Raw genomic sequence first — 13,667 nt, 5'->3', positions numbered from 1 at the left:
GGCACACGTGACCACCACCGACCGCCGCGCCGCCCTGAAGGCGAAGCACCGTGCGGCGATCCTGCAGGCCGCTCGCGACCTCGTCGACGAGCGAGGGGGCCGCGGGTTCGGCGTCGACGACCTCGCCACCCGGGCGGACGTCGCCCGGCGCACCGTCTTCAACCACTTCGCCTCGCTCGACGAGGTCCTGTTGGCCGTGTGCGAGCAGGAGCTGTCGGTGATCATCGACCGGTTCCTGGCCGACATGGCGCGGACCCCGGTCGGAGACGGCAGCCGGGCCTCGATGTTCGAGGAGCTCGAGTCCGCGGCCCGCGGTGCCGACCTCGCCCCGGCGATCTCCGGCATGTACCGGATCATCGGCGAGCCCGGGCACGAGGACCCGAAGGCGGCCGTCCTCACCCAGACGGCGTTCTCACGGGTCACCGAGCGGCTCCGCGACGAGGTCGCCCGGCGGCACCCGGGGGCAGACACCCTCGACACCGCGCTGCTCGTCGACTCGCTGATGAGCGGGATCGTCGTCATCGCCGACCACTGGCTCACGCACGACGGACCCGAGGTCACCCCGACCACCCTGGCCGCCTGGGACGCGCTGCTGAGCAGACTCGTGCACAGCGTCCGCTCGGGCTACATGCCCACCTCCTGACCACTCCCCTCGGGGTCCACCGGCGCACCCCGCACCTCCACAGCACCTGACACGAAAGGACGGGGCAACCGCATGGCCGGTCTCCTCTACCGTCTCGGACGGTTCTCCGCACGACGCCACTGGCTGGTGATCATCGCCTGGGTCGTCATCATGGGCATCGCCGGCCTGACCTACAGCCTGTTCGCCGGCACGATCTCGTCGTCCATCACCATCCCCGGGACCAAGACCAGCCAGGTGCAGGACCAGCTCGCCGACAAGTTCCCGTCGGCGAACGGCGGCAACGGCACGCTGGTGTTCGAGACGACCGACGGGAAGGCGTTCACCAGCGCGCAGAAGGACGACGTCAAGGAGTTCCTCGACGGCATCGCCGACCTGGACGGGGTGAAGGAGGTCCGCGACGGCTTCACCACCCAGGCCCAGCTCGACGAGCAGCGGCAGAAGATCGTCGACGGACGCAAGCAGATCGAGGACGGCCAGGCCCAGCTCGACCAGCAGAAGGCGGAGCTCGAGTCCGGCAAGCAGCAGATCGAGGCAGCCCAGGCGCAGCTCGACCAGCAGAAGGCCCAGGCACAGGCACAGGCACAGGCAGCCGGGGCGGCAGCCGCCGCGAGCGCAGCAGCCCGGGCGCAGGCCCAGGCGGGTCAGCAGCAGCTCGCCCAGGCGCAGGCGCAGATCGACGCCCAGCAGCAGCAGATCACCTCGGGTGAGCAGCAGCTCGCCCAGGCCCAGCAGAAGATCGACGACAGCACGAAGGAGCTCGAGCAGGGCTCCGACCTGCTCGAACTGTCGAAGGACATCCGCTTCGTGTCGTCGAACGACTCCGCGGCGATCGGCACGGTGCAGTTCACGAAGTCGACCTACGAGGTCCCCCAGGAGACGAAGCAGACCATCTCCGACCGGGCCGAGAGCGCGGACATCGACGGCGTCGAGGTGTACGTCTCGAACGACATCGCCCAGGGCGTCCCGTCGATCCTCGGACCCGGCGAGATCGTCGGCGTCATCATCGCCGCGCTCGTGCTCTTCCTGATGCTCCGCACGATCATCGGCGCCGCGATCCCGCTGCTGTCCGCCGTGCTCGGTGTCGGCGTCGCGACCCTCGCCTCGCTGTCGTTCTCGAGCCTGGTCGAGTTCATCTCGGTCACGCCGGTGCTGGGGGTGATGCTCGGCCTGGCGGTCGGCATCGACTACTCGCTCTTCATCCTGAACCGACACCGGACCCAGCTGAAGGCCGGCATGAGCGTGCACGAGTCCATCGGGCTCGCGAACGGCACCTCCGGCAACGCCGTGGTGTTCGCGGGCACGACCGTCATCGTCGCCCTGCTCGCCCTGAACATCACCGGCATCCCGTTCCTCGGCCTGATGGGCACGGTCGGCGCGGTCGCCGTGCTGTTCGCGATCCTCATCGCGACGTCGTTCACCCCGGCGCTGCTCTCCCTGCTCGGGATGCGGATCCTGCGCAAGAAGGAGCGCCAGCAGATCGGGCACACCGGCTCGGTGCGGGTGCCGAACAAGCCGATGTCGACCTGGCGCGCCGTGATCACGCTCGTCGCCGGTGTCGCGGTGCTCGGCACGATCGCCCTGCCCGCGACCCAGATGCGCCTCGGCCTGCCGACCGGTGCGTCCGAGGCCACCGACTCGTCGCAGTACAAGGCGTACAAGGCGCTCGAGGACGAGTTCGGTGCCGGTCAGAACGGCCCGCTGCTCGTCGTGGCCGACCTGCCGGAGTCGGTGGCGAAGGACGACGTCACGGCGACCGAGGTCACCATCGGGCAGGCGCTGGCGAAGAACGACGACGTGGAGGCCGTGCTCCCGATCGGAGCATCGGAGGACCGCGACATCATCGCGTTCCAGGTCAAGCCCGCCGGCGGCCCGGACAGCGTCTCGACCGAGGACCTCGTCAAGGACCTGCGCGAGCAGACCGTGCAGACCGACGACGGGACGGTCACCCTCGGCGTCGCCGGCAACGCGAGTGCGAACATCGACGTGTCCGAGAAGCTCGCGAACGTGCTGCCGCTCTACCTCGTGGTGGTCGTCGGCCTGTCGCTCATCATCCTGATCATCGTGTTCCGGTCGTTCCTCGTCCCGATCACCGCGACGGCGGGCTTCATCCTGTCCGTCCTCGCGTCGTTCGGTGGCTTGACGGCCATCTACCAGTTCGGGTGGCTCGGTTCGGTGTTCGGCGTGCACGACCCGGCGCCGATCCTGAGCTTCCTGCCCATCATCGAGATCGGCATCCTGTTCGGGCTCGCGATGGACTACCAGCTGTTCCTCGTGTCGGGCATGCGCGAGGCCTACGCGCACGGGGCGTCGGCGAAGGTGGCGGTCCAGCGCGGTCTGCACGCCGGACGCGCGGTGGTCACGGCGGCCGCGATCATCATGATCTCGGTGTTCGCGGGCTTCATCTTCTCGGAGTCCTCGACCATCAAGCCGATCGGCTTCGGCCTGGCGTTCGGTGTCCTCGTCGACGCCTTCGTCGTCCGGATGCTGCTCATCCCGGCGGTCATGCACCTGCTCGGGAAGAGCGCGTGGTGGATCCCGAAGTGGCTCGACCGGATCCTGCCGGACGTCGACGTCGAGGGCGCGAAGCTCGAGCGGTCGCACCCCGGCGACGCCCGTGGCACGCACGCCGACGCCGCGCACGCGGACGGTTCGGGGCACCACGGCGCGCACGCCGCTCCGGTGGAGCCGGACGCGAACCCGCACGAGGGTCACACGCCGACGCACCGCGCGTAGGCGCCAGCCCCGCGGCACCGCCTGGAGGCCCGGTGCCGGTCCACGAGACCGGCACCGGGTCTCCCGGCCGTTCCAGGCGTCCCTGCCGCTCCAGGCGCACCTGGTGGGAACGGGCGCACCTGGCGGGAACGGGCGTGCCTGGTGGGAACGGGCGTGCCTGGTGGGAACGGGCGTACCGGGCGGGAACGGGCGTACCGGGCGGGAACGGGCGTACCGGGCGGGAACGGGCGTGCCTGGTCATCCCGAACGACCAGGTACGCCCGTTCCGACTTTCCATCGCGGGTGTTGTGGGAAGGATCGGGCGCTCCCCACGAGCATCAGCACTCGCGGAGCGACCCGGGCACTGCGGATCGTTCGTGGACGAAGTACCGTGGGGGCATGACCGCGACCGACGTCGACCCCCTCGCCCTCGACCGGCAGCTCTGCTTCGCGTTGGCCGCGACGAGCCGCAGCGTCATCGGGCTCTACCGCGACCTGCTCGACCCCATGGGCCTGACGCACCCGCAGTACCTCGTCATGCTCGCCCTGTGGGAGCACGATCCGCGATCCGTCCGCGCGATCGCCCGTGAGCTCCGGCTCGACTCGGCCACCCTGAGCCCACTGCTGAAGCGCCTCGAGGCGTCCGGCTACGTCCGCCGACTGCGGAGCACCGCCGACGAACGCCAGCTCGAGGTGTCGCTCACCACCGCAGGGCGGGCGCTCCGCGAGCAGGCCCGGGCCGTCCCGGTCGCCGTCGCCGACCGCCTCGGCTGGCCCGTCGAGCGCCTCGAGCGCCTGAAGGACGAGCTCACCGAGCTGCTCGTCCGCGTCGACGCCCTCGACTGACGCGGTACTTCGTGGCACAATGATTCGTGTACGAACGAAAGGACGGACCGTGGGTCGCTTCGGCAGCTGGTACGACCGCTGGAACCGCACGCTCATCGAGAAGATGGGCCCGTCGCAGATCGGTGCCGGGCACGCCGAGGGCGTCGACGACCGCACCGTCGACCGACCGTGCCCGATCTGCCGGCAGCCACTCTCGCAGCACCGCGTGATCCGGCCCGAGGGACAGGTCCGGTCGAGCACCCTGGTGTGCCCCGGACGCTGAGCATCCACCGCACAGTCGGAATTGCTCCGCGCAACACGTGGTTCAACGGAGGTGTGAAGCTCTTCGAAGCCGCCGACCTCGGCGCACTCCACCTCCGCAACCGCATCGTCATGGCGCCCCTCACCCGGACGCGCGCCGGTGAGCAGGGCATCCCGAACGACCTCCTCGTCGAGCACTACGCGCAGCGCGCCGGTCTCGGCATGATCATCACCGAGGGGACCTGGCCCGTGCAGGAGGGCCGCTCCTACCCCGGTCAGCCCGGCATCGAGACCGATGAGCAGGTCGCCGGTTGGCGGCGTGTGACCGACGCCGTGCACGAGCGCGGCGGCACGATCGTCATGCAGATCATGCACGGTGGACGCGTCTCGCACACCGACATCTCCCAGACCCCGCGCATCGTCGGCCCCTCGGCGGTCGCCGCCCCCGGCCAGACCCACCTGGCGGACGGCTCCAAGGCCGACATGCCCGTCCCGCACGAGCTGACCACCGCCGAGGTCCGCGAGGCCGTCCAGGGCTTCGCCCAGGCCGCCCGCAACGCGATCGCCGCCGGGCTCGACGGCGTCGAGGTGCACGGCGCCAACGGGTACCTGGTGCACGAGTTCCTCTCCCCCGTGTCGAACACCCGCACCGACGAGTACGGCGGCTCCCCGGAGAACCGCGCGCGCTTCGCCGTCGAGGTCACCACGGCCGTCGCCGAGGCGATCGGCGCGGACCGCGTCGGCATCCGCCTGTCCCCGCAGCACGACATCCAGGGCGTGCTCGAGGAGGACGACGCCGACGTCCGCGCGACGTACACCGCCGTCGCCGAGGGCCTGGCGCCGCTCGGACTCGCCTTCGTCGACGTCCTGCACGCCGAGCCGGGCAGCGAGCTCGTGCAGCACATCCGCCGGACCGCCGGTGCGCCGTTCATCGCCAACTCGGGCTTCTCGGCGATGACGACGCGCGACGAGGCCATCACCCTGCTCGACGAGGGACTCGCCGACGCCGTCGCGGTGGGCCGCGCGGCGATCGCGAACCCGGACCTCGCCGACCGGTGGGAGCAGGACGCAGAGCTCAACGAGCCGCGTCCGGAGCTGTTCTACGGCGCGTCGGCCGAGGGCTACACCGACTACCCGACGCTGGCCGAGGTGCGCGAGCGCGTCGCCTAGTCGACGCGACTCCTGACGGACGGAAGGCGCGGTGCCAGCCGGCACCGCGCCTTCCGTCCGTCTCCACAGGCGTCCCGGGCCCGCCACCCACCCCGCCTAGGATCTCCTGGTGAGCACCGCCACCGCACCGCCGACGATCCTCGACCGGACGGGTGACGACCCGCTGTCGGACCGGGCGGCAGCCCGCGACGAGCGCCGCCTGCGCGGTGTCCGCGGCACGCTGGTCGCGCTCGCGATCTGGGCGGCCGCGCGCATCGTGCTCGAGGGTGCCGCCGTCATCGCCTGGCTGGTCGAACGCCCCGGGCAGCTCCGCCTGACGACCTTCCCGACGGTGCTGCACCACTGGGACAGCGAGCGGTTCGCGCACGTCGCGCAGTTCGGGTACCGCACGTTCGGGCAGGTGCCCTACGAAGAGGCCTTCCTGCCCGGCTACCCCTTCCTGTCGCGGTTCGTCGCCGAGGGGCTGTTCTTCACCGTCACGCCCAACCCGACCCAGATCGCGGCGGCGATGTGGCTCGTCACCGGGGTCGGCGCAGCCGTCGCTGCCGTGCTGCTGTGGAAGACAGTCCGCGACCGGTTCGACCCCGTGGTCGCCGCGGGAGCGGTCGCGATCCTCGTCGCCGGGCCCTACGCGCACTTCCTCGTCGCGCCGTACGCCGGCTCCCCGTACCTGGCCCTGGCGATCGGGGCGTGGCTGCTCGTGCAGCGCGGTCGCTGGCTCACCGGGGCGCTGCTCTGCGCCGTGGCCGGGGCGATCCGCGTCGAGACCGTGTACCTGGTGGCGGCGCTCGTCGTCGCGCAGCTGATCGGCCCGCGCGTCCGCCCGTTCGCGTCCCGGCTGTGGCGCGCGGTCGTCTTCGGGGCGATCGGGTCGCTCGGCCTGACGTACTACCTGGCGTGGTTGTGGCACAAGACCGGCGATCCCACCCACTGGTTCCTGGTGCAGAAGCTCGGCTGGAAGCGCGAGACGCTCTGGCCGTGGGAGACCTTCCAGAACACGTTGCGCATCGCCACCGGGACGACGGGGTCCGGACAGTTCCAGGAGTGGTCGGACATCGTGATGGTGGCCGTCTACGTGGTCGCGGTCGGGTTCCTCGTCGCGAAGCGGTGGTGGCCGGAGCTCGTCTACACCGGCTTGATGCTCGTCTCGATGGGCACCAGTCACGCGTGGACGTCGATGGCCCGCGAGAGCTCCGTGCAGTTCCCGCTGATGATCCTGGTGGCGACCACGCTGCGGGGACGCCGGTCCCGGTGGGTGTTCTGGGTGGTGCTCGGGATCGGCATCGTCGACGCGACGTACCAGTCGTACCGGTTCGCGCTCGGCGACTGGGGCGACTGAGTCCCGCGCGGTCGTGCGGCCGGCCGGGTGGTCCGGCCGGCGGGTGGTCCGGCTGGCGGGAGTGGTCCGGCTGGCGGGAGTGGTCCGGCCGGCAGCGTCAGGGGACGTCGGAACCGGGTCGGTCCTGGTCGGCGCCGTCCCACAGGTCGTCGCACGGCACCGCTTCGACACCGGCACCACGGAGCCAGGCGCCCGCACTCCGGTCCCCCGGTTCCCGCAGCACGGCGGCGAGCAGACGCGCGCGGTGCCCCGGTCCGACCAGCACCGGGTGCCCCGGGTGCCCGGCGTGCACGGCCCGACGCAGGACGCCCTCGGTCCAGGGACCGGCCAGCACCCGCCGCACCACCTCGGCCGGCAGGCCGGGCAGGTCGACGAGCGAGATGCACGCGGCGGTCCCGTCCGGGAGCGCACGGAGCCCGGCGGCGAGCGACGCTCCGGGGCCGTCCGCCCAGTCCGGCGCGACGACGATCCGCACGTCCGGCCGTGCCGGTACGAGCTCCCGAGCGGCCTCGGCAGCGGCGCCGAGCACGACGACGACCTCGTCGCACCCGCCGTCGAGCAGGGCGTCGACGCCGAGCACCACCCACGGCGTGCCAGACGGGTCACGGACGAGGGCCTTGGGACGCCCCATCCGCGTGCCCGCCCCGGCCGCGAGCAGGACGCCGACGACCGTGGGCCGCGCCACCGGACCGACCGGCACGGCTGCCGCGGTCAGACGAACGCCGGCACCGAGGCCCATGCTGCCGGGGCATCGGCGACGCCGTCGCGGACGACGGTCCCGGAGATCAGGCCGTACGGGCGGTCCGCCGCGAAGAACACCTCGCCCGGGTTCTCGAGCCCGAACGGGGCGAGGTCGACCAGGAAGTGGTGCTTGTTCGGCATCGAGAAGCGGACCTCGGCGATCTCCGGGAACGCCTCGATCGCCGTGCGTCCCATCGCGAACAGGGTCTGCTGGAGTGCGAGCGAGTGCAGGTCGGCGAAGGTCGCGAGCATCCGGTCGAGGACCCCGGCGTACACGGCGTCGTAGTCGATGCCCGCCGCCACGGCCTCGGGCGTGTAGCGCCAGCGAGCCGTCACCGAGGTCGCGAGGATCCGGTCGTCCGTCTCGGCGAGGGTCGTGTAGCCGTCGCGCGGGAACCCGTGGAACTCGCTGCCGGTCGACTTCAGCACCGTCAGGTCGGTGACGCCGGCGAGCACGTGCACGTCCTCGCCGTCGACCTGCACCACGGCCGTGCGGGTCCCCCGGCCGGCGCGCACGAAGGAGTGGTCGTGCTCGCGACCGTCGACCGCGATCCGCTCCCAGCTGTGCTGCTCGGCGGACAGGGTCGCCCCGTCGTACCAGTCGAACGCGGTCGTGAAGTGCCGACCGAGGCGCAGCAGGAACTCCTCCGGCGTGCCGACGCCGTGTTCCTTCGCGAAGGCGTAGACGGTGTTCTTCTGGGTGTCGGTCGCGACCACCTTGCCGTTGTCACCCTCGGTGTACGAGTCGGCGAGCGCCACACCGCGCAGCTGGGTCGTGACGGTGAGGTCCTCGATCTCGTGCCGGTCGCTGTCGCGGGTGACCCGGACGAGCCGGACCTCGGCCTTGCCGTACTGGTTCGCACCGAGGCGGACGGACGTGGTGGTGGGGGCGGGCAGTGCGTCGGTGATCTCCATGGGGCGACGATGACAGCCGCGTGTTACCGGGGTGGGTCGAACAGGTCACGAGCTCCCACCGCGGTGCCCGTCCGGTCGTGACGCGGCCGTCGAACGCCCGAAACGACGCCGAAACACCCGTTCCCTAGCGTTGCCGCCACAGCGCACCCGACGCGCTCCACACCGCACCAGCGCTCGCAGTCGCACGCGCAGCACGACAGGAGGTCCCCGTGGCGCACCCCACCGCACCCCGGCCCTGCTCGGCGTGGAACCGCGGGATGATCGCGCACGGCCGACGGTCCGACGGCACCACCGCCTCCCGTCCCGCCACCCCGATCGGACCCCTGCATGGACCTCGTCTCCGTCCGCACCGTGCGGACACCGTCGCACCGCGACGACCTCGACCTCGCCACCGGTGAGCACCTGCTCGCCGGGGGCACCTGGCTGTACTCCGAGGAGCAGCCAGGGATCACCGGCCTCGTCGACCTGACGACGCTCGGCTGGCCGGACACCGAACGGCTGCCGGGGGCCCTGCGCGTCGCCGCGACGTGCACGATCGCCGCGCTGCTCCGCGCGACACCGGACCCCGGGTGGCACGCGTGGCCGCTCGTCGACCGGTGCGCGAACGCCCTGCTCGCGTCGTTCAAGGTGTGGAACGCGGCCACCGTCGGCGGGAACGTCGCGACGGCCCTGCCCGCCGGAGCACTCACCGCCCTGCTCGTCACGCTCGACGCGACCGCGCTCGTCTGGACGCCGGACGGCGGGGAGCGCCGCGAGCGGGTCGCCGACCTCGTCACCGGTCCGCGCACGACCACGCTCACCCCGGGTGAGGTCATCCGGGCGTTCGACCTGCCGGAGTCCGCGCTCACCGCGACCACCGGGTACCGCCGGGTGTCGCTCAGCCCGCACGGTCGGACCGGCACGCTCGTCACCGCGCGTTGGTCGGACGCGGGGTCGGTGCTCGTCGTGACCGGGGGGACGCCCAGGCCGCTCGTCCTCCGGCTGCCCGCGGTCCCCGACGCAGCCGAGGTCGACGCCCGCCTGGCCGCCCACGACGACTGGTACGACGACCCGCACGGCTCGCCGGCCTGGCGCCGGGGTGTCTCGCGCCGCTTCGCCGCGGAACTCGTGGCGGAGCGGTCGGCCGCCGTGCGTGCAGGGGGTGCGGCATGAGGTTCGAGGTCGACGGCACGACGGTGGACGCGGACCCGCAGCCCGGCCAGGTCCTCCGCACGCTCCTGCGGGAACACGGCGTCACCTCGGTCAAGAAGGGCTGTGACGCCGGGGACTGCGGCGCCTGCTCGGTCCTCGTCGACGGCACGCCCGTGCACTCCTGCATCACCCCGGCACACCGCATGGACGGCCGGTCCGTGACCACCGCCGCCGGGCTCGGCACGCCGGAGGACCCGCACCCGGTGCAACGCGCCTTCGCCGAGGCGCCCGGCTTCCAGTGCGGTTTCTGCACCGCCGGGTACGTCGTGACCGCCTCCGCCCTCGAGGACGACCAGCTGACCGACCGGCACCGCGCCCTGAAGGGCAACCTCTGCCGCTGCACGGGGTACCGCGCGATCGAGGACGCCCTCGACGGGGTCCGGAACACCGCGTGCGCGAGTGCCGGCGACGCCGTCGGCACCTCGGTCGCCGCACCGGCCGCGATGCGCATCGTGACCGGGCAGGAGGAGTACACGCTCGACGTCCGACCGACCGAGGCGCTGCTGCACGTCGCCGTCCTCGGCAGCCCGCACCCGCACGCGCGCGTCACCGCGATCGACACCAGCGCCGCCGAGGCGCTCCCGGGCGTCCACGCGGTGCTCACCCACCGGGACGACCCCGGCGTGCTCTTCTCGACCGGGCGGCACGAGTCGCGACTCGACGACCCGGACGACACCCGCGTGTTCGACCGGGTGCTCCGGTTCCGCGGACAGCGCGTCGCGGCCGTCGTCGCGGACAGCGTCCGGATCGCCGAGCAGGCGTGCGCACTCCTCCGCGTCGACTACGAGGTCCTGCCGAGCGTGCACGACGTCGACGCCGCCCGGCTGCCGGGCGCTCCGCTCCTGCACGGTGACAAGACGACCGAGGAGCACCGGATCGCTGAGCCGGACCGCAACGTGGTCGCCGCGCTGCACGGCGAGACCGGTGACGTCGAGGGCGCGCTGGCAGCGTCCGCCGCGACCGTCGAGGGCACCTGGACGACGAGCCGGGTCTCGCACGCCGCGCTCGAGACGCACGCAACGCGCGGTTCGCTGGACCGGGACGGGAGGCTCGTGCTGCGGACCGCCACGCAGGTCCCGTTCCTGGTCCGGGACGAGATCGCGCACGTCTTCGGTCTCGACCCGTCACGTGTCCGCGTGGTCGCCAAGCGCGTCGGCGGCGGGTTCGGCGGCAAGCAGGAGCTCCTCACCGAGGACCTCGTCACCCTGGCGGTGCTGCGCACCCGCCGGAGCGTGCAGTACGAGTACACCCGCCGTGACGAGTTCACGATCGCGCCGACCCGGCACCCGATGCGCGTGCGGGTCCGGCTGGGCGCCGACGCGGACGGCCGGTTGACCGCGCTGCACGTCGACCAGACGATGGACACCGGCGCGTACGGCAACCACGGTGTCGGCGTCATGTTCCACTCGGTGAGCGAGTCGGTCGCCGTCTACCGCTGCCCGTCGAAGCGCGTCGACGCGGAGTCCGTGTACACGAACAACCTGCCGTCGGGGGCGTTCCGCGGCTACGGCCTCGGGCAGGTCGTGTTCGCGATCGAGTCGGCGATGGACGAGCTCGCGCGGCGGGTCGGCATCGACCCGATCGAGCTCCGGCGGCGGAACGTCGTCGTGCCGGGCGACCCGCTCGTCGTGACCGACCCCGACGAGCAGGACGACCTACGGTGGGAGGGCAGCTACGGCCTCGACCAGTGCCTCGACCTGGTGGAGGACGCCCTGCGCGCACCGCTCCCCGAGGTCCCCGCGATGGACGGCCCCGTGATGGACCCGACCTCCGGGGACTGGGCGTTCGGTACCGGGGTCGCCCTCGCCGCGATCGCGACCATGCCGCCCCGCGGACACCACGCGCACGTGTCGGTCGAGGCCACCGCCGACGGCCGGTACCGCATCGGCGTCGGCACCGCCGAGTTCGGCAACGGGACGACGACCGTGCACACGCAGCTCGTCGCCACCGCGCTCGGCACCACACCGGACCGGATCGACGTCCACCAGTCGGACACCGACGCCGCCCGCCACGACACGGGCGCCTTCGGCTCGGCGGGCGTCGTCGTCGCGGGCAAGGCCCTGTACGCCGCCGCGCAGGACCTCCACGAGCAGCTGACCGCGCGGGCACTGACCCTCGTGGCCGCACGCACGCCGCGCACCGCGTCCGGGGTGCTCGGTCCCGCCGTCGAGGTCCTGCCGGACGGCGTCCGGATCGGCGACGAACTGGTCGGGCACGCCGAGCTGCTGGCCGACGGACCGCTCGTGGCACACGCCAGCCACGACGGCACGCCGCGCTCCCTCGCCTTCACGGTGCACGGCGCCCGCGTCGCGGTGCACCGGCCGACGGGCGAGGTCCGCGTGCTGCACAGCGTGCAGGCGGTCGACGCCGGTACCGTCCTCAACCCCGAGCAGCTCCGAGGCCAGGTCGAGGGCGGTGCCGCGCAGGCGATGGGCTCGACCCTCTACGAGGAGGTCGTCCTCGACGACACGGGCCGAGTCACCACCGACGCGTTCCGCTCGTACCGGTTGCCGAAGATCTCCGACGTGCCCCGCACCGAGGTCCGCTTCGCGGTGACCCACGACCCGCTCGGCCCCCTCGGCGCGAAGTCGATGAGCGAGGCGCCCTACAACCCGGTCGCGCCGGCCGTCGCGAACGCCGTGCGCGACGCGATCGGGGTCCGTCCGTACCGGTTGCCGATGACCCGTGACCGGGTCTGGGCGTTGCTGCAGGACCCGGTGGTGGACCCGACCGACCCGACCGACGCCGGAGGCGCGTGATGTTCGAACTGGCACCGCGCCTCCTGGCCGTCCTCGACGGCGGCGACCCGGTGGTCGTGGCCACCGCCGTCTCGATGACCGGCAGTGCGCCCAGCGGGGTCGGCACCTCGATGGCGGTGCTGCCCGGCGGTCAGGTCGTCGGGACGATCTCCGGTGGCTGCGTCGAGGGGGCGCTGTTCGGCACCGCGGAGCAGGTGCTCGAGACGGGTGTGCCGGTGCTGGAACGCTTCGGCTTCGACGTCGACCCGGACGACCCGGACGCCGTGTGGGCACCCGCGCTGCGGTGCGGAGGCCGGGTCGAGGTCCTGGTCCGGCGGGTCACTCCGCACGACGCCGTGCTCGTCGGTGCGCTGCGCGACGCCGCAGCCGGCGTGCCGACGTCGGTCGCGCTCTCGCTCGACGCGGTCACGCTCGGAGCGGTCGTCACCGCGCCCGACGGCTGTCGCGGTCGCGTCTTCGTCGAGCGGGCGGACCACCGGCCGCGGTGCGTCGTCGTCGGAGCCGTGGAGACCGCCGTCGCCGTGACGAACGCCGCCGCGGTGCTCGGGTACGCCGTGACCGTGGTCGACCCGCGACCGGTGTTCCTGACCGACGAGCGCTTCCCCGCCGCCGACGAGCGGATCGTGGGCTGGCCGCCCCGGGTGCTCGCGGGCCTGCCGGTCGACGCGACGACGGTGGTCGTGGTGCTCTCGCACGACGACCGGTTCGACGCCGAGGTGGTCGACCAGGCGCTCCGCCGGGGTGCCGGCTACGTCGGGGCGATGGGATCGCGGAGCACGCACGACCGGCGCTCGGCGGAGCTGCGAGCGCTCGGGACGCCCGACCTCCACCGACTGCGCTCCCCGATCGGCCTCGACATCGGAGCCCGCACCCCGTCGGAGCTGGCCGTCGCCGTCATGGCCGAGGTCATCGCAGCCCGGACGGGCTCCCCCGGCAGCGCGCTCACCGGTGGCTCCGGCCCGATCCACCGCCGTCCCACGCCGGCCCCGGCCCGCACCGCCTGACCGCGCCGCCCGCGCGGTGGTCGACGCCGCCGCCGAGATCGAACCACGGACACGACGTCGAACCAGCCCCGCGCCCTGGTTCGACGTCGGGAACGTGGTTCGACACG

Annotated in this window: 11 protein-coding genes; 9 read left to right on the top strand and 2 right to left on the bottom strand. The window is 72.7% G+C overall.

Annotated features, from left to right (window positions below):
• Positions 1 to 7 precede the first annotated feature (7 nt).
• From QUG93_RS03455 to QUG93_RS03430, 6 genes are all read left to right on the top strand, one after another.
• On the top strand, positions 8 to 643 hold the full coding sequence (locus QUG93_RS03455) for a TetR/AcrR family transcriptional regulator (RefSeq protein WP_289472250.1): 636 nt from the start codon (positions 8 to 10) through the stop codon (positions 641 to 643).
• Positions 644 to 715: 72 nt separating this feature from the next.
• Positions 716 to 3,376 carry an MMPL family transporter gene (locus tag QUG93_RS03450; protein ID WP_289472249.1) on the top strand — a complete coding sequence of 887 codons (2,661 nt, stop codon included), beginning with the start codon at positions 716 to 718 and terminating at the stop codon, positions 3,374 to 3,376.
• Between the two features lie 378 nt (positions 3,377 to 3,754).
• Positions 3,755 to 4,201, top strand: coding sequence for a MarR family winged helix-turn-helix transcriptional regulator (locus QUG93_RS03445; RefSeq protein ID WP_289472248.1), 447 nt, complete (start codon positions 3,755 to 3,757; stop codon positions 4,199 to 4,201).
• Between the two features lie 49 nt (positions 4,202 to 4,250).
• Positions 4,251 to 4,463, top strand: coding sequence for a hypothetical protein (locus tag QUG93_RS03440; protein ID WP_289472246.1), 213 nt, complete (start codon positions 4,251 to 4,253; stop codon positions 4,461 to 4,463).
• Positions 4,464 to 4,516: 53 nt separating this feature from the next.
• Complete coding sequence (locus QUG93_RS03435; RefSeq protein ID WP_289472245.1) at positions 4,517 to 5,611, top strand: alkene reductase; 1,095 nt, start codon at positions 4,517 to 4,519, stop codon at positions 5,609 to 5,611.
• Between the two features lie 109 nt (positions 5,612 to 5,720).
• On the top strand, positions 5,721 to 6,950 hold the full coding sequence (locus QUG93_RS03430) for a mannosyltransferase family protein (protein ID WP_289472243.1): 1,230 nt from the start codon (positions 5,721 to 5,723) through the stop codon (positions 6,948 to 6,950).
• A gap of 97 nt (positions 6,951 to 7,047) precedes the next feature.
• On the opposite strand, the gene QUG93_RS03425 is transcribed toward QUG93_RS03430, so the two are convergent.
• Together QUG93_RS03425 and pucL are read right to left on the bottom strand one after the other, a co-directional pair.
• The gene (locus QUG93_RS03425; protein ID WP_289472242.1) at positions 7,048 to 7,689 is read right to left on the bottom strand and encodes a nucleotidyltransferase family protein; all 642 of its coding nucleotides are present in this window, start codon (positions 7,687 to 7,689) and stop codon (positions 7,048 to 7,050) included.
• Positions 7,662 to 8,606 carry a factor-independent urate hydroxylase gene (gene pucL / locus QUG93_RS03420; RefSeq protein WP_289472241.1) on the bottom strand — a complete coding sequence of 315 codons (945 nt, stop codon included), beginning with the start codon at positions 8,604 to 8,606 and terminating at the stop codon, positions 7,662 to 7,664. The genes QUG93_RS03425 and pucL overlap by 28 nt, the downstream gene beginning before the upstream one ends.
• A 327-nt stretch (positions 8,607 to 8,933) precedes the next feature.
• On the opposite strand from pucL, the gene QUG93_RS03415 reads away from it, so the two are divergent.
• From QUG93_RS03415 to QUG93_RS03405, 3 genes are read left to right on the top strand one after another with little or no spacing between them, the layout of a single operon-like run.
• On the top strand, positions 8,934 to 9,758 hold the full coding sequence (locus QUG93_RS03415; RefSeq protein WP_289472240.1) for an FAD binding domain-containing protein: 825 nt from the start codon (positions 8,934 to 8,936) through the stop codon (positions 9,756 to 9,758).
• A complete protein-coding gene (locus QUG93_RS03410; protein WP_289472239.1) occupies positions 9,755 to 12,556 on the top strand; it encodes a molybdopterin-dependent oxidoreductase in 2,802 nt (933 codons plus the stop codon). The genes QUG93_RS03415 and QUG93_RS03410 overlap by 4 nt, the downstream gene beginning before the upstream one ends.
• Positions 12,556 to 13,560: an XdhC family protein gene (locus tag QUG93_RS03405; protein WP_289472238.1), complete on the top strand. Its 1,005-nt coding sequence runs from the start codon at positions 12,556 to 12,558 to the stop codon at positions 13,558 to 13,560. Before QUG93_RS03410 ends, QUG93_RS03405 begins: the two co-directional genes overlap by 1 nt.
• The last annotated feature ends 107 nt before the right edge of the window (positions 13,561 to 13,667 follow it).

This window comes from Curtobacterium caseinilyticum, from assembly GCF_030363035.1.
Taxonomy (GTDB): Bacteria; Actinomycetota; Actinomycetes; order Actinomycetales; family Microbacteriaceae; genus Curtobacterium; species Curtobacterium caseinilyticum.
This window is presented reverse-complemented; position numbering and strand designations above follow the sequence as displayed.

What these genes read in the sequence shown, in the direction of transcription:
- QUG93_RS03410 (WP_289472239.1), top strand. Translation starts at nt 9,755, where the DNA reads ATGAGGTTCGAGGTCGACGGCACGACGGTGGACGCGGACCCGCAGCCC.
- QUG93_RS03450 (WP_289472249.1), top strand. Translation starts at nt 716, where the DNA reads ATGGCCGGTCTCCTCTACCGTCTCGGACGGTTCTCCGCACGACGCCAC.
- QUG93_RS03445 (WP_289472248.1), top strand. Translation starts at nt 3,755, where the DNA reads ATGACCGCGACCGACGTCGACCCCCTCGCCCTCGACCGGCAGCTCTGC.
- QUG93_RS03425 (WP_289472242.1), bottom strand. Translation starts at nt 7,689, where the DNA reads ATGGGCCTCGGTGCCGGCGTTCGTCTGACCGCGGCAGCCGTGCCGGTC.
- QUG93_RS03415 (WP_289472240.1), top strand. Translation starts at nt 8,934, where the DNA reads ATGGACCTCGTCTCCGTCCGCACCGTGCGGACACCGTCGCACCGCGAC.
- QUG93_RS03405 (WP_289472238.1), top strand. Translation starts at nt 12,556, where the DNA reads ATGTTCGAACTGGCACCGCGCCTCCTGGCCGTCCTCGACGGCGGCGAC.
- pucL (WP_289472241.1), bottom strand. Translation starts at nt 8,606, where the DNA reads ATGGAGATCACCGACGCACTGCCCGCCCCCACCACCACGTCCGTCCGC.